Origin of the sequence: Pseudomonas sp. NFXW11 (genome assembly GCF_049887815.1) — a bacterium.
Taxonomy (GTDB): Bacteria; Pseudomonadota; Gammaproteobacteria; order Pseudomonadales; family Pseudomonadaceae; genus Aquipseudomonas.
Genome location: NZ_JAGEKI010000013.1, coordinates 79,731 through 104,671 on the forward strand (window position 1 = coordinate 79,731; position 24,941 = coordinate 104,671).

Consider the following 24,941-nt stretch of genomic DNA (forward strand, 5'->3'; position numbering starts at 1 on the left):
TTTTTCCATCAGTGTTTTCTCCGCAGATGCCCGTTATCACTGAACTTGCCCCCGTCGCCAATGCCCTCGACCCGGTTCCTCAGGACGAGCTGTTTCCGATTCGCGAAGTGGCGCGCCTGACCGGCATCAACCCAGTGACTCTACGGGCCTGGGAGCGACGCTACGGTCTGATTCAGCCAACACGCACCGAAAGCGGGCATCGCCTGTATTCCATGCACGATGTTGAGGCGGTGCGGGAGATTCTCGGCTGGATCGAACGCGGCGTGGCGGTGAGCAAGGTCGGCAAGATACTGGCCAAGAACCGCACCGCCCAGGCCCAGCTCAAGGCGCCGCCGGACGAAGGCCTGCAAGGCGAATACGGCCAGTGGCGCGATCAATTGCAACTGGCGGTCAGCGCCTTCGATGAGCCGCAGTTGGAGCGTCTCTACGGGCAGATCTTTTCCAGCTACGCCCTGCCGGTGGTGTTTCAGCAGATCTTCCTGCCGTTCTGGAAGCAGCTGTTGCAGGAGCGGGATGCCTTCGGCCAGACCTGCGAGTGGCTGTTCCTGGATGGCTTTCTGCGGGCCCGGATCACTCAGCGGCGGTTGTTGCAGCAGGCCACCCAGACCCAACACCTGCTGCTCTGCGCGCTCAACCAGCAGTGTCGTGAACTGGAGTTGCTGGTGGCGGCGCTGCTGCTGGGCAACGACCAGCTGGGCGTGCGCCTGCTGGCGCCGGGAGCGCCACTGGAGGAACTGACCCTGGTCTGCGAAAAGCTCAAGCCGGTGGCCCTGGTGGTGTTCTCCAACCACGCACCGAGCGCGGAGTTGCCTCGGCGACTCAAGCGCCTGGCCTTGACCCTGGACTGTCCGTTGATGCTTGCGGGGGATGCGGCAGACCTGGCCCAGGACAGCTTCAGCGGCTCACCCGTGGCCTGCCTGGGCAACGACGGTCGGCTGCTGCACAAACGCCTGCGGCAGTTTCTCGGCGGTCACCTGGACACCTGAGTGCCTCAGGCATGCAGCGCCGGATGGGTATGCCGATGCTGCTGGAGGATGAACTGGCGCAGCCGCTCGGTTTCCTCGGCATCGCGCTGGTCCAGGCGATAGGCATAGAAGCCGGCTTCGGTCTGGCGCTCGAAACGCCCGTGCAGGGCAATCCGTTCGTAGCCTGAAGGGCTGAACCACTGGGCGAACTGCTTGGGTGGCCGGGTGTTGTTGCGGATTTCCAGCAACACGCCCTTGAACGACACTTCCCGGACCCACAGGCGCCCGGCCTGGCCCCTGACGTTTTCCAGGGCCACCGGCTGTTCCAGCGCCAGGCGCCAAGGGCGGATCATCGGCCCGTCCTCGAAAATGCTCGGCACCCCCAGGCGCAGGTGCAGGGCGTGGAATTCGTCCTCCACCAGCTGCAGCGGGAAGGTCATCTGCTGGTTGTCGAAATGCGCCTGGATGGTGACCTTGTCGTTGGCCGCCAGGCGGGTCAGCAGATCGCGCAGTTGCGAACCGCCATTGACCAGCAGGCTGGATGTGGCATCGCGCACATTGAGCTGCGGGTTGTGCTGCATGGTCCGGATGAAATCCAGTTCATCCTGGGTGAGGAGGGCGTCACGCTGCATGATGTGGCTCGAAGGATGAAAGACAGAACTGTGGGGAATACCCCTACAGACCACTAATTCCGTGATTTATTAGCGCCATTGGTCGCCTTGAGCGCGGCCAGTTCGGCCTGGGTCTCGGCCAACTGCTGTTCCAGCTGCTGCAGGCGCTGCTGCGCCCGGACCTGGACGCTGACGTCCTTTTGCACGCCGATGAAATAGGTCAGCTGATCGCTGTCGTTGAACACCGGGGTGATCGACAGTTCGTTCCAGAAGTGGCTGCCGTCCTTGCGATAATTGCGCAGCACTTCGCGGCACGGCCGCCGTTCGCTCAGGGCCTGGCGGATCGCTGCCAGCGCCGCCTGGTCGCGATCGCCCGACTGCAGGAAGCGGCAATCCTGGTACAGCACTTCATCGGCGCTGTAGCCGGTCAGGCGTTCGAACGCCGGGTTCACGTAGATCACTATGTTGTCTTCGCCTTCCTGCTCGGCGACCACAATCCCGTCGTTGGAGGCGTCGATCATCCGTTGCAGCAGATGTGCGTTGATCATCCCGATATTCCATTGTCGATCAGCAGGTGCTGGATTCTAAGGCATGCCTGTGCGCTGTCCACCGGCACTTTTGCCGGTGGTGAACAGCAGAGGCCGGATTCTACTCCGTAGCTGGTAATATCCCAGCCTTTCACTCAGGTTCAGGAACAGTTTGATGAAAGTCGCCATCCTTTCCGGCTCGGTGTACGGCACGGCTGAAGAAGTCGCCCGGCACGCCGCCAAGCTCCTCAACGCTGCGGGCCTCGAGGCCTGGCACAACCCGCGGGCAAGCTTCGCCGAACTCCAGGCCTTCGCCCCAGAGGCCCTGCTGGCCGTGACCTCGACCACCGGCATGGGCGAGCTGCCGGACAATTTGCAGCCGCTGTACTCGAGCATCCGCGATCAACTGCCCGCTGCCTGGCGTGGCTTGCCGGGGGCGGTGATCGGCCTGGGGGATTCCTGCTACGGCGATACCTTCTGTGGCGGCGGCGAGCAGATGCGCGAGCTGTTCGGCGAGCTCGGCGTGCGTGAGGTGCTGCCGATGCTGCGCCTGGACGCCAGCGAAAGCGTGACCCCGGAAACTGATGCCGAGCCCTGGCTGGCCGAACTGATCAGCGTTCTGCGGGGCTGACCGGCATTTCCCGCAGCAGCGCCAGCCAGGCTTGCGCTGCCCGGGACAGATAGGCGCCCTGGCGCCAGATAAAGGCAATGTCCCAGCGCAGGTAGCTCGGCGCTTTCAGCGTCAGGCGCACCACCCCCGGGCGCACCAGGCCGCGGGCCACCACGCTGGGCAGCAACACCACGCCTTGACCTGCGGCCACCAGCGCCGCGAGAAAGTCCGCCTGGCCGCTGCGCCCTCCTTCCCTGGGGGTGAACCCCAACTGTTGGCAGGCCTGCAGCAGCCGATCGTTGAGCACGAAACTGCGCTGGTAAAGCAGGAAGGGCGTGTCCGCCAGTTCCTCCAGGCGCACCTGGGCGTTCATCGCCAGCGGGTGATCGGCGGGCAGCAGGGCGTCCAGCGGTTCATCGCAGAAGGGCTGGTAGGCGAAAGCCGGGTCCTTGGGGGTCAGGCTGCCGCCCAGTTCCAGCTCGCCGTTGCGCACCGCCTGTTCCACATTCAGGCTGCCGCCTTCGAGCAACTGCACCTGGATATTCGGGTAGCGCCGACGGTATTCGGCAAAGCGGCTGGCGAATAGCGCGTCGCTGCCCAGCAGCGGCAGGCCCAGGCGCAGTTCGCCGCGGGCCAGGTGGCTGAGGTCATCCAGTTCGCTTTGCAGTTCGTTGCGCAGGCGCAGCATGTCCTCGCCCCGTTGCAGCACCACCTGGCCGGCGGCGGTGAGGTGAATATGCGAGCCCTGGCGCTCCAGCAAGGGCGTACCCAGGCTCTGCTCCAGCTGGGCGACCTGCTTGCTCACCGCTGACTGGCTGATGTGCAGGGTCTTGGCCGCCTGGGTGAAACCGCCCTGGCGAATCACTTCGACAAAGCTGCGCAGTTGCTTGAAATCCATGGTCTTGATTCCAGATTGGAATGGCTGCCAGTCTAACAATTCGCTTCGGTAATGCGGGGGGCTTTTCTAAAATAGGGCCCTTAGAGGAACCCCCATGAACTTCACGAGCGTTAAATGCCTGGGCCGCCTGCTGGTCGAGCTGGCGGTGCTGTTGGCGATCTATTTTCTCGGCTGCCAACTGGCTGCCTGGCTGCCCTGGCCGATTCCCGGCGGGGTGGTCGGCCTGGCGCTGTTGCTGCTGGCCTTTGCCCTGGGCTGGGTCAAGCCGGCGGCGCTGCAACTGGGCGCCGGCCTGCTGATGGCGGAAATGCTGCTGTTCTTTATCCCGGCGCTGATGAGCCTGCTGGACTACGGCAGCCTGCTGCGCCAGGAAGGCTGGCGCATTCTGCTGGTGATTGGCTTCAGCACTCTGCTGGTGATGCTGGTGACCGCCCTCACCGTGGAATGGGTGTGCCGCTGGAGAGTCCGCCATGACGCTTGAACCCATGCCGATGTTCTGGCTGGCCCTGACCCTGGGAGCCTATCTGTTCAGCCGCTGGATCTACCGGCGCAGCGGGCGCTACCTGCTGTCGCCGCTGATCCTGGTGCCGGCCCTGCTGCTGGCGGTTGCCGTGCCACTGCACACCGCCTATGCCGAATACGCCGCCAACACCCACTGGCTGATGGGCGTGCTGGGGCCGGTCACCGTGGCCTTCGCGATTCCCATCTGGCAGCAGCGACACCTGCTGATGCGCCATTGGTCGGCGCTGTTGCTGGGCATGCTGGCCGGCAGCGCGGCGTCCATCGGCAGTTCCTTCGGCCTGGCCAAGGCCCTGGCCCTGGACAGTTCGGTGACCCTGTCGCTGCTGCCGCGCTCCATTACCACGCCGTTCGCCATGCCCCTGGCGCACGACCTGGGCGGGGTGCCCGAGCTGACGGCAATCTTCGTGATGTTCACCGGGGTCTTCGGCGCGGTGCTTGGTGGCCTGCTGCTGCGCTGGTTGCCACTGCGCAGCGCTCTGGCTCGGGGCGCGCTGTTTGGCGTGGGGGCCCATGGCGCCGGGGTCAGTCGGGCCCATGAAGTGGGCGGCGAGGAAGGTTCGGTGGCCGGCCTGGTGATGGTCCTGACCGGGCTCCTCAACCTGTTCGCCGCGCCCTTGCTGGCGTCGATGCTTTGACGTCAAAGCCGCGGGCCAGAGCTGTTTTTGCGCCTGACCCGCTGGGTCATCAAGCTGGCTGCCAATGCAACTCCAGAGCGTCTGCGGGCTGACTAGACTCTGGGGGTCCTCTGTTCCTATAACAACCATCACCGAGGTCCCTGCCGTGAGCCTAGCCCCCGTTCCCGCGACACCCAGCGTCAAGAAACAGGTCAGCGCCATCGAATGGCAAACCCGCCTGGACCTGGCGGCCTGCTATCGCCTGGTGGCGATGCACGGTTGGGACGACCTGATCTTCACCCACATCTCGGCCAAGGTGCCGGGCACCGATGATTTCCTGATCAACCCCTTCGGCATGATGTTCCACGAGATCAGCGCCTCCAGCCTGGTGAAGGTCGACCAGGCCGGCAACAAGCTGATGGACAGCCCCTACGAAATCAATCCGGCGGGCTACACCATCCACAGCGCGGTGCATGCCGCACGCCACGATGTGCTGTGCGTGCTGCACACCCACACTGCCGCCGGGGTTGCGGTGTCGGCGCAGAAACAGGGGGTGCTGCCCATCAGCCAGCAGTCATTGTTCGTGCTTTCGAGCCTCGGCCAGCATCCTTATGAGGGCGTGGCGCTGAACCCCGAGGAGAGGGTCCGCTTGCAGGCCGACCTGGGCGACAACAGCTTCCTGCTGCTGCACAACCATGGCCTGTTGACCTGCGGCGCGAGCATCGCCGACACCTTCCTGATGATGTTCACCTTCCAGCGCGCCTGCGAGATCCAGGTGCTGGCGCAGAACGGCGGGGCCGAACTGATTAGCATCCCGACCTCGATCCTGGCCGGGGCCAAGGCCATGATCGCCGGCGTTACCCGCAGCGCCCAGGGCATGGGCGGCGCCCTGGCCTGGCCCGCCCTGCTGCGCAAACTCGATCAATTCTCCCCAGGCTATGAACTCTGATGCCAATTGCCGAGATTCCTCTGTGTGTCTGGCGTACCCGTGGGCATGACCTCATGTTCCGTGGCCAGCACATTCGTTATTGGGTGGCGGGGCAAGGAGAGCCGCTGCTGTTGATTCATGGTTTCCCCACGGCCAGCTGGGATTGGCATTACCTGTGGGAGCCTTTGGCGCGACGCTATCAGGTGATCGCCTGCGACATGCTCGGCTTTGGCGATTCAGCCAAGCCGCCGGAGCACGACTACAGCCTGTTGGAACAGGCGGACCTGCAGCAGGCGCTGCTGGCCCATCTGCAGATCACCGAGCCGGTGCACCTGCTGGCCCATGACTACGGCGACAGCGTCGCCCAGGAATTGCTCGCCCGCTACTATGAAGAGCGCATCGACATTGCCAGCTGCGTGTTCCTCAACGGCGGCCTGTTCCCGGAAACCCACCGTCCGGTGCTGGCCCAGAAGCTGTTGCTCAGCCCCCTGGGCTGGATGCTCGGGCGCACGTTCAACCGCCAGGGGCTGGCCAAGAGCTTCCGCCAGATCTTCGGCCCCCAGAGCCGCCCCAGCGAGTCGGTGCTGGATGACTTCTGGAGCCTGGTGCAAAGCCGCAACGGGCCACGCATCCTGCACAAGCTGATCAGCTATATCCCCGAGCGGAGAGCGCAGCGTGAACGTTGGGTCAGCGCCATGCAGCGTGGCGCAGTGCCGCTGCGGGTGATCGATGGCGCCCGCGACCCGATCTCCGGGGCGCACATGGTGGAGCGCTACCGGCAATTGATTCCCGAGCCGGACACGGTGCTGCTGTCAGAGATCGGCCATTACCCGCAGATCGAGGCACCGCTGCTGGTGCTCAAGCATTACCTGGGGTTTCGTGAACGCCTGCTGACGCCGCCGCGCCAGGCGGTCGGTTCCTGAGCCGGCGCGCCAACCGCTCAAGGTCGCCGGTTCAAGCGCCACCTTGAGCGGTTGGGACGACTATCCCGCTGTCTTATCGAACACCATTCAGGCCTGGGCCTGTTTCTTGTGAGCGGCGCGCGCCTGCCCGACACTCGAACCCTTGTCCAATGCCCCTGCTGGAGTTCGGTATGAATGAATCTGTGCGTTTCGAAGACAAAGTAGTGATAGTCACCGGAGCCGGCGGGGGCCTGGGACGGGCCCATGCAATGCTGTTCGCCAAACATGGGGCCAAGGTCCTGGTCAACGACCTGGGCGGTTCGGCCCAGGGCGAAGGCGCCAGCGCCTCGGCCGCCGATCGGGTGGTGGCGCAGATTCGCGAGGCTGGTGGTATCGCCGAGGCCAACCACGACTCGGTGACCGATGGCGACAAGATAGTGCAGAACGCCCTGGATGCCTTTGGCCGGGTGGATGTGCTGGTCAACAACGCCGGGATCCTGCGCGACAAGACCTTCCACAAGATGGACGACAGCGACTGGGACCTGGTGTACCGGGTGCATGTCGAGGGTGCCTACAAGGTCACCCGCGCCGCCTGGCCGCACCTGCGGGACCAGGCCTATGGCCGGGTGATCTTCACCGCGTCCACCTCGGGCATCTACGGCAATTTCGGCCAGTCCAACTACGGCATGGCCAAGCTCGGCCTCTATGGCCTGACCCGCACCCTGGCGATCGAGGGGCGCAAGAACAATATCCTGGTCAACGCCATCGCCCCCACCGGCGGCACGCGGATGACCGAGGGGCTGATTCCGCCCCAGGTGTTCGAGCAGCTCAAGCCGGAACTGGTGAGCCCCCTGGTGGTGTACCTGGGCAGTGAGCAGTGCGAGGAAACCTCGGGCCTGTTCGAGGTCGGCGGCGGCTGGATCGGCAAGGTGCGCTGGGAGCGCAGCCTGGGTGCCGGTTTCGATCCGCGCCAGGGCTTCTCGCCGGAAGACGTGGCGGCCCATTGGCAGCAGATCTGCGATTTCGACGGGGCAGCGCACCCCAGGGACAATATCGAGGCGCTGAAGGAGATGATGCAGAATCTGCAAAAATACACGCTTTGAAACATTCCCCCAGCGTCCTGTTGCAAGGGACGCACGGGCCTTGCCGAGGGGCCTTGAGCGATGTGCTCCAGGCCCTTGCCGACGCTTGAGAGGCGGCGGTTTTACTCCCGTGGCGTTCGTCACTATGCTCGACGCTTGTCGAACCTGCAGGGAGTTCTGCGCATGTATGAATCAAAGGACCAGCCGGTACTGTCGCGGCTGCTGTTTATCCGCCGCCTGTGCCTGCACGGCCTGGTGGTGCTGGCGCTGATTGTTTTCTCGGTACTGCTGGGGATCAGCGGCCTGCTGTACTTCGAGCAGGATATTTCCTTCCATGACGCGCTCTACGACGCGGCCATGATCCTGGGCGGAATCGGCCCCATCAATATGCCGCAAACCCCCGGTGGCAAGCTGTTCTTCGCCACTTACGGGCTCTACACCAACCTGGTTTTCGCCGCCACCCTGGGGCTGATCCTGTCGCCGGTGGCGCACCGCCTGCTGCACAAGTTCCACTATGACGATGAGGATGAACGCCAGGCCTGAGCGCGCTTCGATCCAGTTCTTGCAGGCATAAAAAAGGCCGCTGCAAGAGCAGCGGCCGAAGTAAGACGTTAGATCAAGGAGCTACAAAATCAACGTCGGTGAACCTGGGGGGGTGGCCTGCAGCGAAGCACTGCACACCGCCTGGAAATCTGTGTCGAGAAACCCTCGCGGCCGAAGCTTCGCGGCAGTGGCGCTGGGCCGTTTTCCCTGACTGCGAAACAAGAATAAGCCCTGGCCCACGCAGGAAAAATAGCGAATCAGGACAAGGACTGTTACAGCCTGAGCAACAGTGGTGAGTGGGGCGTGCTGCTTCAGGGCAGCAGCCAGTGCTGGTTGCTGCAGGGGCGGTCGGAGCTGGCCTGCGAAGCCCTGAGTCGGGTGCTGCGGCATTTTCGCGGGCCCCAGGCCCTGGGCTTGATGGCCTGAGCTGCGGCGATTATTCAGACGGCGGCTGATAGCCCATGCGCCAGCTGGCGTTGGCGCAGGCCGCCAGCAGGCGCTGCGCCGCCGGGCCCTGTTCGTCGGCATGGAACAGCGAGGTGGGCCCGACCACCGTCAGCACCGCAGCGATCTTGCCGGTGGCATCGAATACCGGTGCCGACAGCGCATCCACCCCGGGCATCAACAGACCATGCACATGGTGCAGGCCGCGCTGGCGGATCTGCTCGGCCAGGGCGTCGTGCGCCTTGGCATCGGCCAGGGCATGGGGCTTGCCGGCCTGCAGTTCGAGCTGGCGCAAGTCGAGGGTTTCCCGCTGCGGCAGGTAGGCGTTGAACACCAGCCCGGTGGACGAGGAGAGCAGCGGCAGCACCGAACCCAGCTGGGTGACCACCGTCACCGCGCGCACCGCTGGCTCGATATGCACCACAGTGGCGCCCTGATTGCCCCACACCGCGATGAAACAGGTTTCGTTGAGTTCGTCCCGCAGTTCCGCCAGGGGCAGGGCGGCGACCCGCAACACATCCATGCTGCCCAGCGCCGCCAGGCCCACCCGCAGGGCTTCACGGCCCAGGCCGTAATGGTTGGTGGCGCTGTTCTGCTCGGCGAAACCGCTGGCGATCAGGGCCTGCAGGTAACGGTGAACCTTGCTCGCGGGCATTTGCACGTGTTCGGCCAGGCGCGACAGCGAGGTGGCCGGCGACAGTTCGGCCAGGGCCTTGAGGATGTCGGTGCCGACTTCGGCCGAGCGGACTTTCTGTTTCGCGGTGCTGTCGCTGCTGCTGCGCGGCTTTTCCATGGAGGTGTTGGGGTCCCGTGACAAGTGGCGGTCTTTATAGCTTGACGCTCCTGGGCAATCAAATTACGTTATGCGTAATTGGATTACGATAAAAATAACCCAGGCGTGCCGATAACTCTTGTGAAGGAGTGGTGGGCCCCTGCCTACTCCAACTTCCAGGAGGCTCCATGAACCTCGATTCCTCGGCGTCGGCCCTCAGCTACCAATCCGGCTTCGACAATGAATTTGCCAGCGAAGCCCTGCCAGGCGCACTGCCGGTCGGCCAGAACTCTCCGCAAAAAGCCCCTTACGGCCTGTATGCCGAACTGTTTTCCGGCACCGCCTTCACTATGATCCGCAGCGAATCCCGGCGCACCTGGATGTACCGTATCCAGCCCTCGGCCAAGCACCCGGCGTTCACCAAGCTGGCGCGCCAACTGGCGGGCGGCCCGCTGGGCGAGGTCACCCCTAACCGGCTGCGCTGGAACCCCCTGGCCATGCCCAGCGAGCCCACCGATTTCATCGACGGCCTGGTGGCCATGGTGGCCAACTCCCCGGCGCAGAAGCCGGCCGGTATCAGCGTCTACCACTACCGCGCCAACCGCTCCATGGAGCGAGTGTTGTTCAATGCCGACGGGGAAATGCTCCTGGTGCCGGAGCTGGGTCGCCTGCGGATCGTCACCGAGCTGGGCATCCTCGACCTGGAGCCGCTGGAAATTGCCGTGCTGCCCCGGGGCCTGAAATTCCGTATCGAACTGCTGGACCCGCAGGCCCGTGGTTATGTCGCCGAGAACCACGGTGCACCGCTGCGCCTGCCGGACCTCGGGCCGATTGGCAGCAACGGCCTGGCCAACCCGCGGGATTTCCTCGCCCCGGTGGCCCACTACGAAGACCTGCGCCAACCCACCCGCCTGGTGCAGAAGTACCTGGGCGAGCTCTGGGGCTGCGAGCTCGACCATTCGCCGCTGAACGTGGTGGCCTGGCACGGCAACAACGTGCCCTACAAATATGACCTGCGCCGTTTCAACACCATCGGCACCGTCAGCTACGACCATCCGGACCCGTCGATCTTCACCGTGCTCACTTCGCCCACCAGCGTGCCGGGCATGGCTAACCTCGACTTCGTGATCTTCCCGCCGCGCTGGATGGTGGCCGAGAACACCTTCCGTCCACCATGGTTCCACCGCAACCTGATGAATGAGTTCATGGGCCTGATCCAGGGCGCCTACGACGCCAAGGCCGAAGGCTTCCTGCCCGGCGGTGCCTCGTTGCACAGCTGCATGAGCGCCCATGGCCCGGACGGCGAGACCTGCACCAAGGCGATCAACGTCGAGCTGCAACCGGCGAAGATCGACCAGACCATGGCCTTCATGTTCGAGACCAGCCAGGTGCTGCGTCCCAGCCAGTTCGCCCTGGAGTGCCCGGAGCTGCAGAACGACTACGATGCTTGCTGGGCTTCGCTGCCCGTCACCTTCAACCCGAATCGGAGATAATTCATGACCTTGCCCACCATCACCCGCAGTTGGGTCGAGTCTGCCAACGGTCACCCCGACTTCCCGTTGCAGAACCTGCCCCTGGGTGTCTTCAGCAGCCAGGGCTCGGCACCGCGCAGCGGCGTGGCCATTGGCGAGCACATTCTCGACCTGGAAGCGGCGCTGGCCGCCGGCCTGTTCGAAGGCCCGGCCCAGGCCGCGGTGGAGGCGGCCCGTGGTGGCCAGCTCAATGCCTTCTTCGAACTGGGGCGCCCGGCGCGGGTAGCCCTGCGTGAACGCCTGCTGGAACTGCTGGGCGAAGGCAGCAGCCTGCGCGGCAAGATCGAGGCCCAGGGTGCGCAACTGCTGCCGCTGGCGGCGGACTGCCAGATGCACCTGCCGGCGAAGATCAACGACTACACCGACTTCTACGTGGGCATCGAGCACGCGCAGAACGTCGGCAAGCTGTTCCGCCCCGACAACCCGCTGCTGCCCAACTACAAGTACGTGCCAATCGGCTACCACGGCCGTGCCTCGACCATCCGTACCTCCGGTACCGAGGTGCGCCGGCCCAAGGGCCAGACCTTGCCGGCCGGGCAGACTGAGCCGACCTTCGGCCCCTGCGCACGCCTGGACTACGAGCTGGAACTGGGCATCTGGATCGGCCAGGGCAATCAGCTGGGCGAACCCATCGCGATTGGCGACGCCGCCGAGCATATTGCCGGTTTCTGCCTGCTCAACGACTGGTCGGCGCGGGATATCCAGGCCTGGGAATACCAGCCGCTGGGGCCGTTCCTGTCCAAGAGTTTCATCACCAGCATTTCGCCCTGGGTGGTGACTGCCGAAGCCCTGGAACCCTTCCGCCGCGCCCAGCCGCCGCGCCCTGAAGGCGACCCGCAACCGCTGCCCTACCTGCTGGACAAGCGCGACCAGGCCGCTGGCGGTTTCGATATCGAGCTGGAAGTGCTGCTGATCACCCAGGCCATGCGCGAGCAGGGCCTGCCGGCGTACCGCCTGACCCTGAGCAACACCCAGTACATGTACTGGACCGTGGCCCAGATGGTGGCACACCACAGCGTCAACGGCTGCCAGTTGCAGGCCGGCGACCTGTTCGGCTCGGGCACCTTGTCCGGCCCGCAAAGCGACCAGTTCGGCAGCCTGCTGGAGATCACCGAGGGCGGCAAGAAACCGATCGAACTGGCGTCCGGCGAGGTGCGCAAGTTCCTTGAAGACGGCGACGAGATCATCCTGCGCGGGCGTTGCCGCCGTGAAGGTTTCGCGTCCATCGGCTTCGGCGAATGCCGCGGCACTGTGCAGCCGGCCCGCTAAGAGGAGCGCCTGATGCAGCTCTATACCTACTACCGTTCCACCGCGTCCTACCGGGTGCGCATCGCCCTGGCCCTCAAGGGCCTGGGCTACGAAGCCATCCCGGTCAATCTGCTGGTGCCCAAGGGCGGCGCCAACCGCCAGCCGGAATACCTGAGCATCAACCCTCAGGGCCGGGTGCCGGCGCTGCGTACCGAGGAAGGCGAGCTGCTGATCCAGTCGCTGGCGATCATCGAGTACCTGGAAGAGCGTTATCCACAGGCACCGTTGCTGCCCGAGGACTTGATCGGCCGCGCCCGGCAACGGGCGGTGGCGGCGATCATCGGTTGCGACGTGCATCCGCTGCACAACTCCAGCACCCAGAACCTGCTGCGTGAATGGGGGCATGAAGAGGCGCAGTTGCTGGTGTGGATCGATCACTGGATCAGCCAGGGCCTGGCCGCCCTGGAGCAACTGATCGGTGATGAAGGTTTCTGCTTTGGCGCAGAGCCGGGCCTGGCGGATGTGTTCCTGATTCCCCAGCTGTATGCCGCCGAACGCTTCAAGGTGTCGCTCGAAGACTACCCGCGGATTCGTCGTGTGGCCGCCCTGGCGGCCGCCCATCCGGCGTTCCAGGCGGCGCACCCGGCCAACCAGCCCGACACTCCGGCCTGACCCCGCTGCGCTGCCCCGGTTCCCGGGGCAGCGTTGCATCTGCATCAACAGCGCCCCGCAACGGGGCCTGAGCGGTCACCCCGGGTGACCGGTGCAATAGCGCTGCGCATAACCATAAAAAATCGAACAGGTACTTGCGATGCACAATCAGATTGCCAGCTTTCGCGCGGCGCTCGACGCCCGCCCCGTGTCCCGCTATCAGTGGTTGCTCCTGCTGCTACTCGCCTTGCTGTTGGTCACCGACGGCTACGACGCCCAGGTGCTGGGTTATGTGGTGCCGGCCCTGGCCCAGGACTGGGGCCTGGAGAAATCCGCCTTCGGCCCGGTGTTCAGCGCCAACCTGCTGGGCCTGACCCTGGGCTCGCTGCTGGTGACGCCCCTGGCCGACCGCTTCGGCGTGCGCCGTATCTTGCTGTGCTGCGTGCTGATCTACGCCAGCCTGACCCTGCTGATGGTGTTCGCCACTTCCCTGAACAGCCTGATGGCCGCGCGGTTTATCTGCGGCATCGGCATGGGCGGGGCGATGCCCAGCGCCATGGCGCTGATGTCCGAATACTCGCCGCCGCGCCTGCGCACCCTGATGGTGACCCTGGCGGCCTGCGGTTTCTCGTTCGGCGGTGCTGCCGGTGGTTTTGTGGCCGCTGGTTTTATCGATCGCTTCGGTTGGGAGGCAGTATTCCTCGCCGGAGGGGTGACACCGCTGCTGCTGTTTCCCTTCCTGCTCTGGCGCTTGCCCGAATCCCTGCCACGCCTACTGCGGGATGCGCCGCCCTATGCACGGCTGCGCAAGGTCAGCGCACAGATGCTCCCAGATTGGCAGCCACCGGCGGCAACCCTGGAGGCCAGCGAGCAGCAGTCCACTAGCCAGTTCACGGTACTGGAACTGTTCCGCCAGGGTTATGCGCGCCCGACGCTGCTGATCTGGTCGACTTTTTTCGTCAGCCTGATCCTGCTGTATTTCATGATCAGCTGGCTGCCGAGCCTGCTGCTGGAAAGCGGCCTGGCCTTGAAACAGGCCAACCTGGTGACCTCGATGTTCCTGTTTGCCGGCACCCTGGGGGCGATCTGCATGGCCTGGATCGCCGATCGCCTGCAGCGCAAGGTGCGCCTGCTGGCGGCGGTGCTCACGGGCGCCGCGCTGTGCACCGTGCTGCTGGGGCTGAACCACGACAATCCGCGCTACCTGGTGCTGTTCGTGTTTGCCGCGGGCTTCTGCATCATCGGCGGGCAACTGACCCTGAATGCTTTCGCCAGCAACTTCTACCCGGCCCAGGTGCGCGCCACCGGCACCGGCTGGGCGCTAGGGGTGGGGCGCTTCGGTTCGATCCTCGGCCCGCTGTTCGGCAGCCTGCTGCTGGCGATGCATATTCCGGTGCAGCAGATTTTCTTCTTCTGCGCGATTCCGGCCCTGCTGGCGGCGTTGCTGATTATCCAGGTAAGGGCACCGTCGCAGGCGCCTGCGGACAGTGCAGCAACAGAACCGCAACTGCAGGCGCCACTCAAGCCCTGACCGGGTTCCGGGTCAGCGTGCCAGGTGCTTGATCATCGGCACGCAGGCCAGGGTCAGGCCCCGGGGCGACTGGTACTGGGCGATGCGCTCACCGACAAAGCCGCAATGGCGATAGAAGTCCGCGGCGTTCAGGGTCGAGTCCAGAATCAGGTGCGACAGGCCGGCTTGCAGGGCTTGCTGCTCGAGGTAGCTCATCATCTGCCGGCCGAGGCCTTGGCCCATGCAGGCCGGATCGACGAACACCGCGTCGACCTGGCCCGACGCCAGGTCGAGCATGCCGCTGGCCCTGACCTGGCCTTCGACCACCGCCACATGCCCGGTCTGTTCCAGCACCTCGATGAAGTAGTCCCCCAGGCTGCCGGCGGTCCAGACTTGCAGGTCGGCGGCGGGGTAGTGGCCGCTGCACTGATGAAGGATGGCCTGGTTGCGAATGTCGAAGACCCGCTGTGCGTCGCCGGCCTGAGCTTTTCTGATGAGCATTGGGTACCCGTTCCTTGGTGTTAGCCGCCCATCCTGCCAGAGTTCTGGCGGGGTTGTCATACGGCCCTGGCCTGGATCAGCAGCAGCCCCCAGCCGGTCGACAGGGTGCCGTCGGATGCTTGCAGATGCTCTGTGGCGTCGTGCAATTCATTTTTCATCAGGCGTTGATTGGCCGGCGTCAGTCGATCCAGGTCGTAGGTGTCTCCCAGGGAGTTCCATAGTTCCTCGAAGGTCGGCGTCCAGGGCAGGTCCAACTCCTCGAAGTGCAGCCCGGTGAAGTGCTGGCTCAACAGCTCCCGCCAGCCACGCTCCGACTGCGCCCGTGGGTCTACCAGGGGCAGGTGGGCCAGTTGGTCGCGCCGGGCAGCCGCACGGAATACTTGCAGGTAATGCTGGCCCAGTTCCCCGAGGAGGAATTCCCGCCCGACCACTGCTGACAGCCGGCCGCCCGGGACCAGCACCCGATGAATCTCCTGCAGAACCTGATCGATATCGCTCATGAGCATTAGTGCCAAGTGGGAAAGCACCGCATCGATGCTGGCGCTGGCGAGGGACAGGGATTGCGCCCGCTCCTCAAGCAGCAGGCCTCGGCCCGCCAGGCGACGCTGCGCGGCCTGCAGTTCGGTAGCGCTCATATCGACGCCGAGCAACTGGGCTCTGGGGTGCTGCCTGGCCAGCCGCTCGAGCAGGAAACCGTCGCCGCAACCCAGGTCCAGTACCCGAGCATCAGGTCGCAGGGCATCGAGTGTGGCTGCCAGCATGTCGTAGGAGCAACCGCGTCCCGCCAGGCGCAACTCGGCAAAGGCCGGCGGGGTGGTGCCGGGGCGGCGCTGGTGGAAATCCTGGAGAAAGCGTTCGGCACTGTTCATGCTTTTTCATCCTTGCAGCAGACAGGTGGGCGGCGGGCATTGTTGCACGGGCGGCGCGGGAGCGCCCTGGGGGTCAGTGCACCACGTGATTGGGCGGCAGATGCCCCAGGCGCTCGGTCAGGCGCAGGCGCTGGATCGGGTCGTCGCTGAGCAGCAGTGCGTGCTCCAGATCGAAGCGTTCGGCGTTTGGGCATTCCAGGTGCTGGTAGAGGCTGGCTCGGGCCAGGTAGTCGGCGGCGTTGCCGTTGCCCAGCTCCAGCACCCGCTCGGCGTTGATCAGGGCGCCCAGGTGATTGTCGTAGGACTGGTGCAGCTGCCGCAGGTTGCGCGACAGGCGTTGGAACATCTGCGCCGGCTCGGCAATTGCCAGGTGCTCGGCGTTGAGCTTGAGGTGGGCGCCGTACTGGCGTTGCAGCAGTTCCCGGCAGTCGTTGGGGTAGAGCCGGCGACCGCCACAGGGGTCCAGCAGATGGTCGGCGCCGGGCACCCGCAGCAGGAAGTGCCCGGGGAAGTTCACCCCCACCAGGGGAATACTCAGGCGTTGCGCCAATTCCAGGGCAATCAATGCCAGGGCCAGGGGCTGGCCACGGCGCAGTTCCAGCACCTTGTCCATCAGCGCCGCCTGGGGGCGCAGGGGCAGGTGTTCGTCCTGCTGGAAACCCAGGTCGTTCATCCGCCGCAGCAACGGCTGGCCCAGCTCGTTCGCCGGCAGATGGGGCAAGCTGCTGGCGATCTGCAGTTGGATATCCTTGAAATCTTCCAGCACGCGCTCGGGTTGCAGCCGCGGCTCATGCTCGGCGGCGATCCACAGCGCTGCCTCCAGCAAAGCGGGCGGCGAGCGCTGCAGACAGGCGAAGAAAGCTTGGCGCGGGTTCATTTCAACCTCCGGCGGATGCCTCGTTTTAGCGCCGTGGCGCCGCTTCGTCCAGTGCTGACGCAGGTGGTCACAGGTTATTTCCCAAACACTGGAAGGGCTCCGCGCTTATTCCAGCGTGGCGCAGCAAATTTCAGGCGCAAGCCTATACTGGCGGCTACAAGAAGTGATTCGGGAGCCCGTCGATGTTCGCTCTCATGCACAGCACCCGCCTTGAATCGCTGCACCTCAGCGTCGACCCCAGCACCGGGTTGAAGGCCGTGATCGCCATCCACAACAATCGCCTGGGGCCCGCCCTGGGGGGGTGCCGTTACCTTGCCTACCCCGACACCACCAGTGCCGTGGAAGATGCGGCGCGTCTGGCCCAGGGCATGAGCTACAAGGCGGCCCTGGCGGGCTTGGCGCAAGGCGGCGGCACCGCGGTGATCATCCGTCCGCCCCATGTGGAAAGCCGCGCCGCGCTGTTCGAGGCCTTTGGCCGTTGCATCGAGCAACTGGACGGCCGCTACATCGCGGCCATCGACAGCGGCACCTCGGTGGCCGACATGGACTGCATCGCCCAGCAGACCCGCTACGTCACCAGCACCACCGCCGCCGGCGACCCTTCGCCGCACACTGCCATGGGGGTATTCGCCGGCATTCGCAGCACCGCCATGGCGCGCCTGGGCAGCGACAATCTGGAAGGCTTGCGCGTGGCGATCCAGGGCCTGGGCAATGTCGGTTATTCCCTGGCCGAACAACTGCACGCCGCCGGTGCCGAATTGCTGGTCAGCGATATCGACGCCGGCAAGGTGCAACTGGCCATGGAGCAACTGGGGGCTCATCCGGTCGCCAACGACTCGTTGCTCAGCACCCCCTGCGACATCCTCGCCCCCTGCGGCCTGGGCGCCGTGCTCAACAGCCTCAGCGTGGCCCAGCTGCGCTGCTCGGCGGTGGCCGGCTCGGCCAACAATCAACTGACCAACTTGCAAGTGGCCGATCAACTGGAGCGGCGCGGCATCCTCTACGCGCCCGACTACGTGATCAACTCCGGGGGGCTGATTTATGTCTCCCTCAAGCATCGCAACGAAGAGCTGCCGGTGATCACGGCCCACCTGGCGAAGATCAGCCTGCGCCTGACCGAGATCTTCGCCCACGCCCAGGCGGAAAAACGCTCCCCAGCACGGGTTGCCGATGAGCTGGCAGAGCGAGTGCTGTATCGCTAGGCATTTATGGCCCCTGTAGTATCTCGGCCCGAGAAGGGGCCGCTGAGCCCATTTGCTGACAGGCCCAATGGACAGGGAATGAATTCGACCATGCTTGAAACGCTGGATACCGAGCTGGACAAACAGTTGTCGTGCCTGTTGCTGGCCGGTGCGGGTATTGAGTCGGTGCGCAATCTGCTGGTGCAGTACCGGGACCGGGGCTTTTCGGCGCAGGCGGTGTACAACTTTTTGGCAGGGCTCAGGCTGGGTGCATCGGAAGGGCTTGAAGACTCTGTGCTGGAAGCCATGGATATCGCATCCGGGTACTGTTCCGAAGGTTGCAGGGTGTGGGGGGGCGAGCGATGACAGTGGCCGATCCGCACGAGGGACTGAGCGAAGGCTCAACCAGGGATTTGCAGTTATACGCAGCGGCCTGCCTGGAGGCTTACTGCGCAGGGAAAGGTATTCGCCACCCTGCTGTGGCTGACTTGATCAGGCACCTCAAGGACTATCCGCAACAGGGTGGTTTACCGGCGTGGGACAGGGCTGGGGCGTTGCTGGCATTGAATGGCCGAGGGGATGATTGGCCGCAGGACCTTGTGGCGTTGATCTCGCCTGACGATATCGAGGCGTTCTCGACCCTCGTCGAGAGTGCTGTCGAGGTGGGCATTGTCGACCTGTATGGCGGCTCGACGGATGGGCCGCTGATCTTTGTGCGCAAGATCACCGGCATGCTGCGTGGCAACCTGATCGAGTTGCCCAGGTTGCACGTGGCGGCCACTGCATCAGCAGCATTTCTCCCAGGGCAGAGATGAAAAAAGCCCCGGGCCATGGACCCGGGGCTTATTCAATTTGCGTGCAGATTATTTCGCGGCCTTGGCCGCTTTCGCCGGCTTGATCGGCGCCTCTACTGCAGCCTCTTGCGCAACGTCAGCGGGTTGCTCGGCGGCAACGGCCTGCACTGCGGGAGCCGGGGTGCTGAGCAGTTCGGACAGCGCATCCGGCTGGCTCTTGAACGCCCTGGCGAACACTTCGCGATTCTTCGCCATGTAGATCCCGGCTTCTTCCACCTGCTGTTCGGTCAGCGACGGTACGGCCTTTTGCAACACTTCAGAGAGCAGCTCGGCCAGTTCGAGCATTTTGTCATGACGGTCAGCTTCGGCTTTATCCATGAACAAGCGCTCCAGATCTCGGCTGCTGCGGTATACCACTTCGACGGCCATTCACCACCTCACATGCCTTCACGATAATGGGTCGGTACAGATACTGTATTTATATACAGGTAAAGAGAATAGGCGAAACCTTTTCCCTTGAATAGTGGCTTTTTAATGTAGACGGAATTTTTTTTCCCGTAGCATCCGCCCGTGCAGGGCGCTGCAAGGCTCAAGGGCCCTGTCGCCGGCAAGCCGGCTCCTCCGCCAGGGCGTGCCTCGTTATGAGTGGTGGCCATCTTACAGATGGCCCCTGGCCTTTTTTCTGCATGCAGAACAACCGTCACGTCCAATCCGCATCATCCGGTCGAACCGACCTAAGGAAGTACCACAGTGAAAATCAATTGGGCCGAGAACCTGCGGCAGAACGTCCACCAACTGGCGGAATCCCTGGGCAACCTGTTTGTCGAGTCGTTCCACTACCTGGCGCTGTTCGCCATTGGTGCGGTCACCGCCTGGGCGGCGGTGATGGAATTTTTGCAGATGATCGAGGCCGGGCACATCAAGATCGATGACATCCTGCTGCTGTTCATCTACCTGGAATTGGGGGCGATGGTCGGCATCTACTTCAAGACCAACCATATGCCGGTGCGCTTCCTGATCTACGTGGCGATCACTGCCCTGACCCGGTTGCTGATTTCCAACGTCTCGCACCACAACCCGCCGGACCTGGGGATCATCTACCTGTGCGGCGGCATCCTGTTGCTGGCCTTCGCCATTCTGGTGGTGCGCTACGCCTCGTCGCAGTTCCCCTCAGTGAAGATCGAGCACCCGCAACGCAAGACCGGCGTGGGGTCCGGCGAGCATCCGGAAGTGGAAAAAGGCGAGCTCTAGAACCTCAGGGAGGACGGCCCGGGCTGCCGGCCGGCGGATGGCGGCAGCGCCAGGTCGCCGTTGGTCATGGCCTGGAGAATGGCCACGGCGCTGTGCCCCTGCTCGATGGCGATGCCGAACTGGATGCTCTGCACCAGGCGCCGGATACGCTGCGGGTCGCTGCGCTGGGCCGCGCTGATCATCCGCTTGGCCACCACCCGGCCGGCCTGGGACAGGGTCAGCATGATGCTGCCGTCCAGGCCCTGGATGCTCAGGTTGACCTGGTAATCCGCGCCGAAGGTGTCGCTGATCAATTGCAATGGATTGTCCATGATGGGCTACCGCCTGATGGGATCGTGCAGTGATTGACCGGTCGCAGGTGGCATAAGTTCGCGCCTGCGGACCACCGGCCGGCCGTTCGCCGAGGGTGCCAACGTCCGTGTCCCCCGGCCTGGACGAAGCAAGGGCCATGCCCGCAAGCGCGCGGGACAATGAATCCGGGGATAAAAAAAGCGGACCACCAGGGTCCGCTTTTTTGGGCGTGTGCCGTTTCAGGGCAGGAACGAATAAATGATCGCCGAGAGTGCGATCAGGCCGACCAGCACCACGAACAGGTTCGACAACTGGCCCGAGTACTGGCGCAGCGAAGGCACCCGCGCCACAGCGTACATCGGCATCAGGAACAGCAGGCAGGCGATCACCGGGCCGCCCAGGGTCTCGATCATGGTGAGGATGCCCGGGTTCAAGGTGGCCACCGCCCAGCAGCTGAGGATCATGAACAGCGCGGTGATCTTCTCCAGCCGGCTCGACGACAGCGAGCGGCCGCGGCCGCGCAGGCTTTTCACGATCAGCCCCTGGAAACCTTCGCTGGCGCCGATGTAGTGGCCGAGGAACGACTTGGTAATGGCCACCAGGGCAATCAGCGGCGCGGCATAGGCGATCACCGGGGTCTGGAAGTGGTTGGCCAGGTACGACAGGATCGAGATGTTCTGCTCCTTGGCCGCCACCAGGTCGGCCGGCGACAGGGCCAGCACGCAGCTGAAGCAGAAGAACATCACCGTCAACACCATCATGCCGTGGGCAGTGGCCAGGATGCCGCTGCTCTTGCGCTCGGCCTGGGCACCGTACTGGCGCTTCTGGTCCAGGGCGAAGGCCGAGATGATCGGCGAATGGTTGAAGGAGAACACCATCACCGGAATCGCCAGCCACAGGGTCTTGAAGAACAGCGACAGGGACATGCCTTCACCGGCCGAGGCGAAGAAGGCGCCGTTCCAGTTGGGGATCAGGCTCAGGGCCAGCAGTAACAGCGAGGCGACGAAGGGATAGACCAGCAGGCTCATGGCCCGCACTATCACCCCCTGGCCGCAGCGCACAATGGCCATCAGGCCGAGGATCAGCAGCAGCGACAGCAGGGCCCGGGGCGGCGGAGTCATGTGCAACTGGTGCTCCATGAAATTGCCCAGGGTGTTGGTCAGGGCCACGCTGTACACCAGCAGGATCGGGAAGATGGCGAAGAAGTAGAGCAGGGTGATCAGCTTGCCGGCGCCAACCCCGAAGTGTTCTTCCACCACTTCGGTGATGTCCCCGGAACGCCCGGAAAGCACGAAGCGAGTCAGGCCGCGGTGGGCGAAGAAGGTCATGGGGAAGGCCAGCAGCGCCAGCACGATCAGCGGCCAGAAGCCCCCGACCCCGGCGTTGATCGGCAGGAACAGGGTGCCGGCGCCGATGGCGGTGCCAAACAGGGCGAGCATCCAGGTGGTGTCGTGCTTGCTCCAGCCCTGGTGAGCGCTGGTGGTGTCGCGGGGTGTGGCTACAGCAGGGTTTTCGGCAGCAGGTGTCGGTACATCGGTCATCGGTATCGCCTCGTTATTATTCTTGCTCGGGCTCACGTGTTACGGACGGTCAGGGAAGGCTCCTCAGCATTCCACCCAGCTCACCGCCAGGCCGCCCCGTGAAGTCTCTTTGTATTTGTCGTGCATGTCGGCGCCGGTATCGCGCATGGTGCGGATCACCCGGTCCAGGGAAATGAAGTGCTGGCCATTGCCGCGCAGGGCCATCTGGGTGGCGTTGATCGCCTTCACCGCGGCAATCGCGTTGCGCTCGATGCAGGGCACCTGCACCAGGCCGCCCACTGGGTCGCAGGTCAGCCCGAGGTTGTGCTCCAGGCCGATCTCGGCGGCGTTCTCCAGTTGCTCGGGGGTGGCGCCGAGCACCTCCGCCAGGCCGGCGGCGGCCATGGCGCAGGCCGAGCCCACTTCGCCCTGGCAACCCACTTCAGCGCCGGAGATCGATGCGTTCTTCTTGCACAGGATGCCCACCGCCGCGGCGCCAAGGAAAAAGTTCACCACGTCGTCGTCACAGGCTTGCGGGTTGAATTTCATGTAGTAGTGCAGCACCGCCGGAATGATCCCCGCCGCGCCATTGGTGGGGGCGGTGACCATGCGCCCGCCGGCGGCGTTTTCCTCGTTCACCGCCAGGGCATAGAGGTTGACCCACTCCATGGCCGAGAGGGTCGAGGTGATGACGTTGGGCTTGCCGATCTCCAGCAGGTTGCGGTGCAGCTTGGCCGCCCGCCGTGGCACGCCGAGGCCGCCGGGCAGGGTGCCTTCATGGCGCAGGCCCTGCTCCACGCATTCGCGCATCACCGACCAGATATGCAGCAGGCCGCTGCGAATTTCCGCGTCACTGCGCCAGGCCCGTTCGTTGGCCAGCATCAGTTCGCCCACCCGCAGCTTGTGCTGCTTGCACAGGGCCAGCAGCTGGGCCGCGCTGTTGAATTCGTAGGGCAGTTCGACACTGGCAGCGGATTCGGCGCCGGCCGCGACCTGGGCCGCCTCGACAATGAAGCCGCCACCGACCGAGTAGTAGGTCTGCTCCAGCAGCGGCGCCTGTTCATCGAAGGCGGTCAGGGACATGGCGTTGGGGTGGTAGGGCAGGCTTTCGTCCAGCAGCAGCAAGTCCTGGTACCAGTCGAAGGCGATGGCCGTGCGACCGCCCAGCAGCAGTTCGCCGCTGTCGCGCAGTTGCTGGATGCGTGGCTCGATGCTGGAAGGGTCGATGCTGTCTGGCCATTCGCCCATCAGCCCCATGACGCTGGCGCGGTCGCTGGCGTGGCCGATGCCGGTGGCGGAGAGGGAGCCGTAGAGGCGGATTTCCACCCGTCGTACCCGAGGCTCCAGGCCTTGCTCGAACAGCGCCTGGGCGAAGGTTGCGGCGGCGCGCATCGGGCCCACGGTGTGGGAACTGGAAGGGCCGATACCGACTTTGAAGAGATCGAAAACACTGATAGCCATGCTAAAGCCTTACAAGCAATGGAAGGTGGATCGCTGCCATTTTTTGTAGGCCAAGCGCAATGTCGGCGATACTGCCCGTCTCGGTCAGCACTGACCAACGAAACTTCCTAAGAGATCCTTTAGCAGGACTAAACGATGAGCCGTCAATTTCATGCCCAGACCTATGTCTGGCTGCATGTGTTTTCCTGTGCCGCGCGGCACCTGTCCTTCACCCGCTGTGCCGAAGAGCTGCACATCACCCCGGGGGCGGTCAGCCAGCAGATCCGCCAGTTGGAAGAGCGCCTGGGGTTGCGCCTGTTTCACCGCCGACCGCGGGGCGTCGAACTCAGCGCCGAGGGGCAGCGCCTGGCCCAGACGGTGAGCGAAGCCTATGGCAGCATCGATGCCGAACTGCGGCGCCTGGATGCCGGGATGATCAGCGGCACCTTGCGCCTGCGCTCGATTCCTTCGTTTCTCGGCAAGTGGCTGACTCCGCGCCTGCCGCGCCTGCAACAGCGTTACCCGGAGATCCAGTTGCGCCTGGTGGCAGAGGACAGCAGCGTGGCCCTGCACGAGGGCGACTTCGACCTGGCCATCGACCTTAACGACGGCAGCTACCCCGGGCTGCAATCCACTGCCTTGCTGGATGAGCAGATCTTCCCGGTCTGCGCGCCGAGCCTGCTGCGCGGGCGGCCGCCCCTGCATGGCCCGGCGGACCTGGCGCACTTCCCGTTGCTGCACGACATCACCGCCTGGCGCGGCAGCTATGAGTACGCCGAATGGGAGTTCTACCTCAATGCCATAGGTTTCGAAGGCGCCGATGTGCGGCGCGGTCATACCTTCAACCGCAACCACCTGACTATCGAAGCGGCGATCGCCGGCATGGGGGTGGCAATCGCCCGGCGCACCCTGCTCAACGACGAGCTCGAACGCGGCACCCTGATGGTGCCCTTTGGCCTCGCGGTGCCCAATCACAAGCGCTATGTACTGCTCTATGCGCCGGGCGCCCTGAGCCATCCGGGAGTGCGCGCGGTGCATGACTGGCTGGTGGAGGAAGCGGAAATCTTTCGCGGTCTGCACCCCTTGGGAGAGGGGCAGTTGTGAGGGCTTGGGTAGGCAACCCGAAGCGAGCTAACTCCCGACATTAACAGCGCTTTTGGCCTTTGTCCGGGTTTATTTGCATATGAATATTTATCTTTTTTTAGGGGTTGAAATGTTCGCCGCCGTGCCTAATTGTGTAACCAAGAGGTCACGAAACGCAGGTTGCAACACACTGCCTTGACCCTCTTACGAGCAAGCTGAAATAAGGGAAGAACTATGCAAATCCAAGTCCATAGCGATAACCATATTCAAAGCAGCCTTCGGATGGAGGAGTGGGTGCGCAGCACCGTTGAGAGCACGCTCGAACGCTACGAGGAAGACCTGACCCGGGTGGTGGTCCACCTGCGGGACGAGAACGGCGGCAAGTCCGGGCCCGATGACATGCGCTGCCAGCTGGAAGCCCGGCCTAAAGGCCACCAGCCGATTTCTGTGACCCACAAGGCCGATACCCTGGAACAGGCTCTTGATGGCGCCACCATCAAGCTGGAAAGTGCCCTGGGGCATATGTTCGGCAAACTGCGCGGCAAACGTGTAGCCGCCGTGCCCAGCGCCGATGGCACCGAGGCGGATGCCCTGCTCGAAGAAGAATTCCTGGAGAACCAGCAAGCCGCGCTCAATAGCTGACGGCCACGCGTAACCCGCAAAGAAACGGGCCTGCATTGCAGGCCCGTTTTTTTTGTGTCGCCAGTAGCAGGTCATTTCGGGATGCAGGGCTTGCGGCTGCCTTGCAGCCGAGCGGGAGCAAGCTCCCTCGCCA

At 64.2% G+C, this 24,941-nt stretch carries 29 protein-coding genes and 1 pseudogene; 19 read left to right on the forward strand and 11 right to left on the reverse strand.

Annotated features, from left to right (window positions below):
- Window positions 1–26 precede the first annotated feature (26 nt).
- The gene (locus J4P02_RS20055) at window positions 27–986 is read left to right on the forward strand and encodes a MerR family transcriptional regulator (protein ID WP_426193426.1); all 960 of its coding nucleotides are present in this window, start codon (window positions 27–29) and stop codon (window positions 984–986) included.
- 5 nt (window positions 987–991) lie between these two features.
- Here J4P02_RS20055 and J4P02_RS20060 read toward each other — a convergent pair whose 3' ends face one another.
- The gene (locus tag J4P02_RS20060) at window positions 992–1,597 is read right to left on the reverse strand and encodes a hypothetical protein (RefSeq protein WP_426193428.1); all 606 of its coding nucleotides are present in this window, start codon (window positions 1,595–1,597) and stop codon (window positions 992–994) included.
- Between the two features lie 53 nt (window positions 1,598–1,650).
- Entirely contained in the window at window positions 1,651–2,124 is a 474-nt protein-coding gene (locus tag J4P02_RS20065) for a PAS domain-containing protein (protein WP_426193430.1), read from the reverse strand.
- A 154-nt stretch (window positions 2,125–2,278) separates the two neighbouring features.
- Between J4P02_RS20065 and J4P02_RS20070 the strand changes: the two genes are divergently transcribed.
- Window positions 2,279–2,734, forward strand: coding sequence for a flavodoxin (locus tag J4P02_RS20070; protein WP_426193432.1), 456 nt, complete (start codon window positions 2,279–2,281; stop codon window positions 2,732–2,734).
- On the opposite strand, the gene J4P02_RS20075 is transcribed toward J4P02_RS20070, so the two are convergent.
- On the reverse strand, window positions 2,715–3,611 hold the full coding sequence (locus J4P02_RS20075; protein WP_426193433.1) for a LysR family transcriptional regulator: 897 nt from the start codon (window positions 3,609–3,611) through the stop codon (window positions 2,715–2,717). The two genes, J4P02_RS20070 and J4P02_RS20075, sit on opposite strands and share 20 nt — an antisense overlap.
- A 94-nt stretch (window positions 3,612–3,705) precedes the next feature.
- On the opposite strand from J4P02_RS20075, the gene J4P02_RS20080 reads away from it, so the two are divergent.
- The 7 genes from J4P02_RS20080 (at window position 3,706) to J4P02_RS20110 (ending at window position 8,628) form a co-directional block, all read left to right on the forward strand.
- A complete protein-coding gene (locus J4P02_RS20080; RefSeq protein WP_426193435.1) occupies window positions 3,706–4,092 on the forward strand; it encodes a CidA/LrgA family protein in 387 nt (128 codons plus the stop codon).
- A complete protein-coding gene (locus J4P02_RS20085) occupies window positions 4,082–4,768 on the forward strand; it encodes an LrgB family protein (protein WP_426193437.1) in 687 nt (228 codons plus the stop codon). Before J4P02_RS20080 ends, J4P02_RS20085 begins: the two co-directional genes overlap by 11 nt.
- Before the next feature lie 145 nt (window positions 4,769–4,913).
- The gene (locus J4P02_RS20090) at window positions 4,914–5,696 is read left to right on the forward strand and encodes a class II aldolase/adducin family protein (RefSeq protein ID WP_426193439.1); all 783 of its coding nucleotides are present in this window, start codon (window positions 4,914–4,916) and stop codon (window positions 5,694–5,696) included.
- Complete coding sequence (locus tag J4P02_RS20095; protein WP_426193440.1) at window positions 5,696–6,598, forward strand: alpha/beta fold hydrolase; 903 nt, start codon at window positions 5,696–5,698, stop codon at window positions 6,596–6,598. The genes J4P02_RS20090 and J4P02_RS20095 overlap by 1 nt, the downstream gene beginning before the upstream one ends.
- 170 nt (window positions 6,599–6,768) lie before the next feature.
- Window positions 6,769–7,680 (forward strand): SDR family oxidoreductase, encoded by a 912-nt coding sequence (locus J4P02_RS20100; RefSeq protein ID WP_426193442.1) that lies wholly within the window; start codon window positions 6,769–6,771, stop codon window positions 7,678–7,680.
- 162 nt (window positions 7,681–7,842) lie between these two features.
- Window positions 7,843–8,202, forward strand: a complete 360-nt coding sequence (locus tag J4P02_RS20105) for a hypothetical protein (protein ID WP_426193444.1) — start codon at window positions 7,843–7,845, stop codon at window positions 8,200–8,202.
- A 303-nt stretch (window positions 8,203–8,505) separates the two neighbouring features.
- Window positions 8,506–8,628: a hypothetical protein gene (locus tag J4P02_RS20110; protein WP_426193446.1), complete on the forward strand. Its 123-nt coding sequence runs from the start codon at window positions 8,506–8,508 to the stop codon at window positions 8,626–8,628.
- Window positions 8,629–8,638: 10 nt separating this feature from the next.
- On the opposite strand, the gene J4P02_RS20115 is transcribed toward J4P02_RS20110, so the two are convergent.
- The gene (locus J4P02_RS20115) at window positions 8,639–9,439 is read right to left on the reverse strand and encodes an IclR family transcriptional regulator (RefSeq protein ID WP_426193660.1); all 801 of its coding nucleotides are present in this window, start codon (window positions 9,437–9,439) and stop codon (window positions 8,639–8,641) included.
- A 167-nt stretch (window positions 9,440–9,606) separates the two neighbouring features.
- Between J4P02_RS20115 and hmgA the strand changes: the two genes are divergently transcribed.
- The 4 genes from hmgA to J4P02_RS20135 all read left to right on the forward strand — a co-directional run bounded on the left by hmgA (window position 9,607) and on the right by J4P02_RS20135 (window position 14,380).
- Complete coding sequence (hmgA, locus tag J4P02_RS20120) at window positions 9,607–10,911, forward strand: homogentisate 1,2-dioxygenase (RefSeq protein ID WP_426193448.1); 1,305 nt, start codon at window positions 9,607–9,609, stop codon at window positions 10,909–10,911.
- 3 nt (window positions 10,912–10,914) lie between these two features.
- The gene (gene fahA, locus J4P02_RS20125) at window positions 10,915–12,219 is read left to right on the forward strand and encodes a fumarylacetoacetase (protein ID WP_426193450.1); all 1,305 of its coding nucleotides are present in this window, start codon (window positions 10,915–10,917) and stop codon (window positions 12,217–12,219) included.
- A 12-nt stretch (window positions 12,220–12,231) separates the two neighbouring features.
- Window positions 12,232–12,870 (forward strand): maleylacetoacetate isomerase, encoded by a 639-nt coding sequence (maiA, locus tag J4P02_RS20130; protein WP_426193452.1) that lies wholly within the window; start codon window positions 12,232–12,234, stop codon window positions 12,868–12,870.
- A 139-nt stretch (window positions 12,871–13,009) separates the two neighbouring features.
- Window positions 13,010–14,380, forward strand: coding sequence for an MFS transporter (locus J4P02_RS20135; RefSeq protein ID WP_426193454.1), 1,371 nt, complete (start codon window positions 13,010–13,012; stop codon window positions 14,378–14,380).
- Window positions 14,381–14,392: 12 nt separating this feature from the next.
- Here the strand turns inward: J4P02_RS20135 and J4P02_RS20140 are convergent, their stop codons facing one another.
- From J4P02_RS20140 to J4P02_RS20150, 3 genes are all read right to left on the reverse strand, one after another.
- A complete protein-coding gene (locus tag J4P02_RS20140; RefSeq protein ID WP_426193456.1) occupies window positions 14,393–14,860 on the reverse strand; it encodes a GNAT family N-acetyltransferase in 468 nt (155 codons plus the stop codon).
- 56 nt (window positions 14,861–14,916) lie between these two features.
- The gene (locus tag J4P02_RS20145; RefSeq protein ID WP_426193458.1) at window positions 14,917–15,729 is read right to left on the reverse strand and encodes a class I SAM-dependent methyltransferase; all 813 of its coding nucleotides are present in this window, start codon (window positions 15,727–15,729) and stop codon (window positions 14,917–14,919) included.
- 73 nt (window positions 15,730–15,802) lie between these two features.
- Window positions 15,803–16,606, reverse strand: a complete 804-nt coding sequence (locus J4P02_RS20150) for a SirB1 family protein (RefSeq protein ID WP_426193460.1) — start codon at window positions 16,604–16,606, stop codon at window positions 15,803–15,805.
- Between the two features lie 182 nt (window positions 16,607–16,788).
- Between J4P02_RS20150 and J4P02_RS20155 the strand changes: the two genes are divergently transcribed.
- The 3 genes from J4P02_RS20155 (at window position 16,789) to J4P02_RS20165 (ending at window position 18,602) form a co-directional block, all read left to right on the forward strand.
- Window positions 16,789–17,808 (forward strand): Leu/Phe/Val dehydrogenase, encoded by a 1,020-nt coding sequence (locus J4P02_RS20155; RefSeq protein WP_426193462.1) that lies wholly within the window; start codon window positions 16,789–16,791, stop codon window positions 17,806–17,808.
- A 78-nt stretch (window positions 17,809–17,886) separates the two neighbouring features.
- A complete protein-coding gene (locus J4P02_RS20160) occupies window positions 17,887–18,153 on the forward strand; it encodes a hypothetical protein (protein ID WP_426193464.1) in 267 nt (88 codons plus the stop codon).
- Entirely contained in the window at window positions 18,150–18,602 is a 453-nt protein-coding gene (locus J4P02_RS20165; protein WP_426193466.1) for a hypothetical protein, read from the forward strand. Before J4P02_RS20160 ends, J4P02_RS20165 begins: the two co-directional genes overlap by 4 nt.
- Before the next feature lie 153 nt (window positions 18,603–18,755).
- Here J4P02_RS20165 and J4P02_RS20170 read toward each other — a convergent pair.
- Window positions 18,756–19,010, reverse strand: a pseudogene (locus J4P02_RS20170) (YebG family protein); the annotation flags it as partial.
- 321 nt (window positions 19,011–19,331) lie between these two features.
- Here J4P02_RS20170 and J4P02_RS20175 point away from each other — a divergent pair.
- Window positions 19,332–19,832, forward strand: a complete 501-nt coding sequence (locus J4P02_RS20175) for a phosphate-starvation-inducible protein PsiE (protein ID WP_426193468.1) — start codon at window positions 19,332–19,334, stop codon at window positions 19,830–19,832.
- Here J4P02_RS20175 and J4P02_RS20180 read toward each other — a convergent pair.
- From J4P02_RS20180 to J4P02_RS20190, 3 genes are all read right to left on the reverse strand, one after another.
- A complete protein-coding gene (locus tag J4P02_RS20180) occupies window positions 19,829–20,143 on the reverse strand; it encodes a DUF3509 domain-containing protein (RefSeq protein WP_426193470.1) in 315 nt (104 codons plus the stop codon). The genes J4P02_RS20175 and J4P02_RS20180 overlap by 4 nt on opposite strands.
- Before the next feature lie 219 nt (window positions 20,144–20,362).
- The gene (locus J4P02_RS20185; protein ID WP_426193472.1) at window positions 20,363–21,664 is read right to left on the reverse strand and encodes a serine/threonine transporter; all 1,302 of its coding nucleotides are present in this window, start codon (window positions 21,662–21,664) and stop codon (window positions 20,363–20,365) included.
- Window positions 21,665–21,727: 63 nt separating this feature from the next.
- Window positions 21,728–23,104, reverse strand: a complete 1,377-nt coding sequence (locus tag J4P02_RS20190; RefSeq protein WP_426193474.1) for an L-serine ammonia-lyase — start codon at window positions 23,102–23,104, stop codon at window positions 21,728–21,730.
- 135 nt (window positions 23,105–23,239) lie between these two features.
- Between J4P02_RS20190 and J4P02_RS20195 the strand changes: the two genes are divergently transcribed.
- Both J4P02_RS20195 and J4P02_RS20200 read left to right on the forward strand, forming a co-directional pair.
- Window positions 23,240–24,187: a LysR substrate-binding domain-containing protein gene (locus J4P02_RS20195; RefSeq protein WP_426193476.1), complete on the forward strand. Its 948-nt coding sequence runs from the start codon at window positions 23,240–23,242 to the stop codon at window positions 24,185–24,187.
- Window positions 24,188–24,400: 213 nt separating this feature from the next.
- Window positions 24,401–24,808: an HPF/RaiA family ribosome-associated protein gene (locus J4P02_RS20200; protein ID WP_426193478.1), complete on the forward strand. Its 408-nt coding sequence runs from the start codon at window positions 24,401–24,403 to the stop codon at window positions 24,806–24,808.
- Window positions 24,809–24,941: the final 133 nt, after the last annotated feature.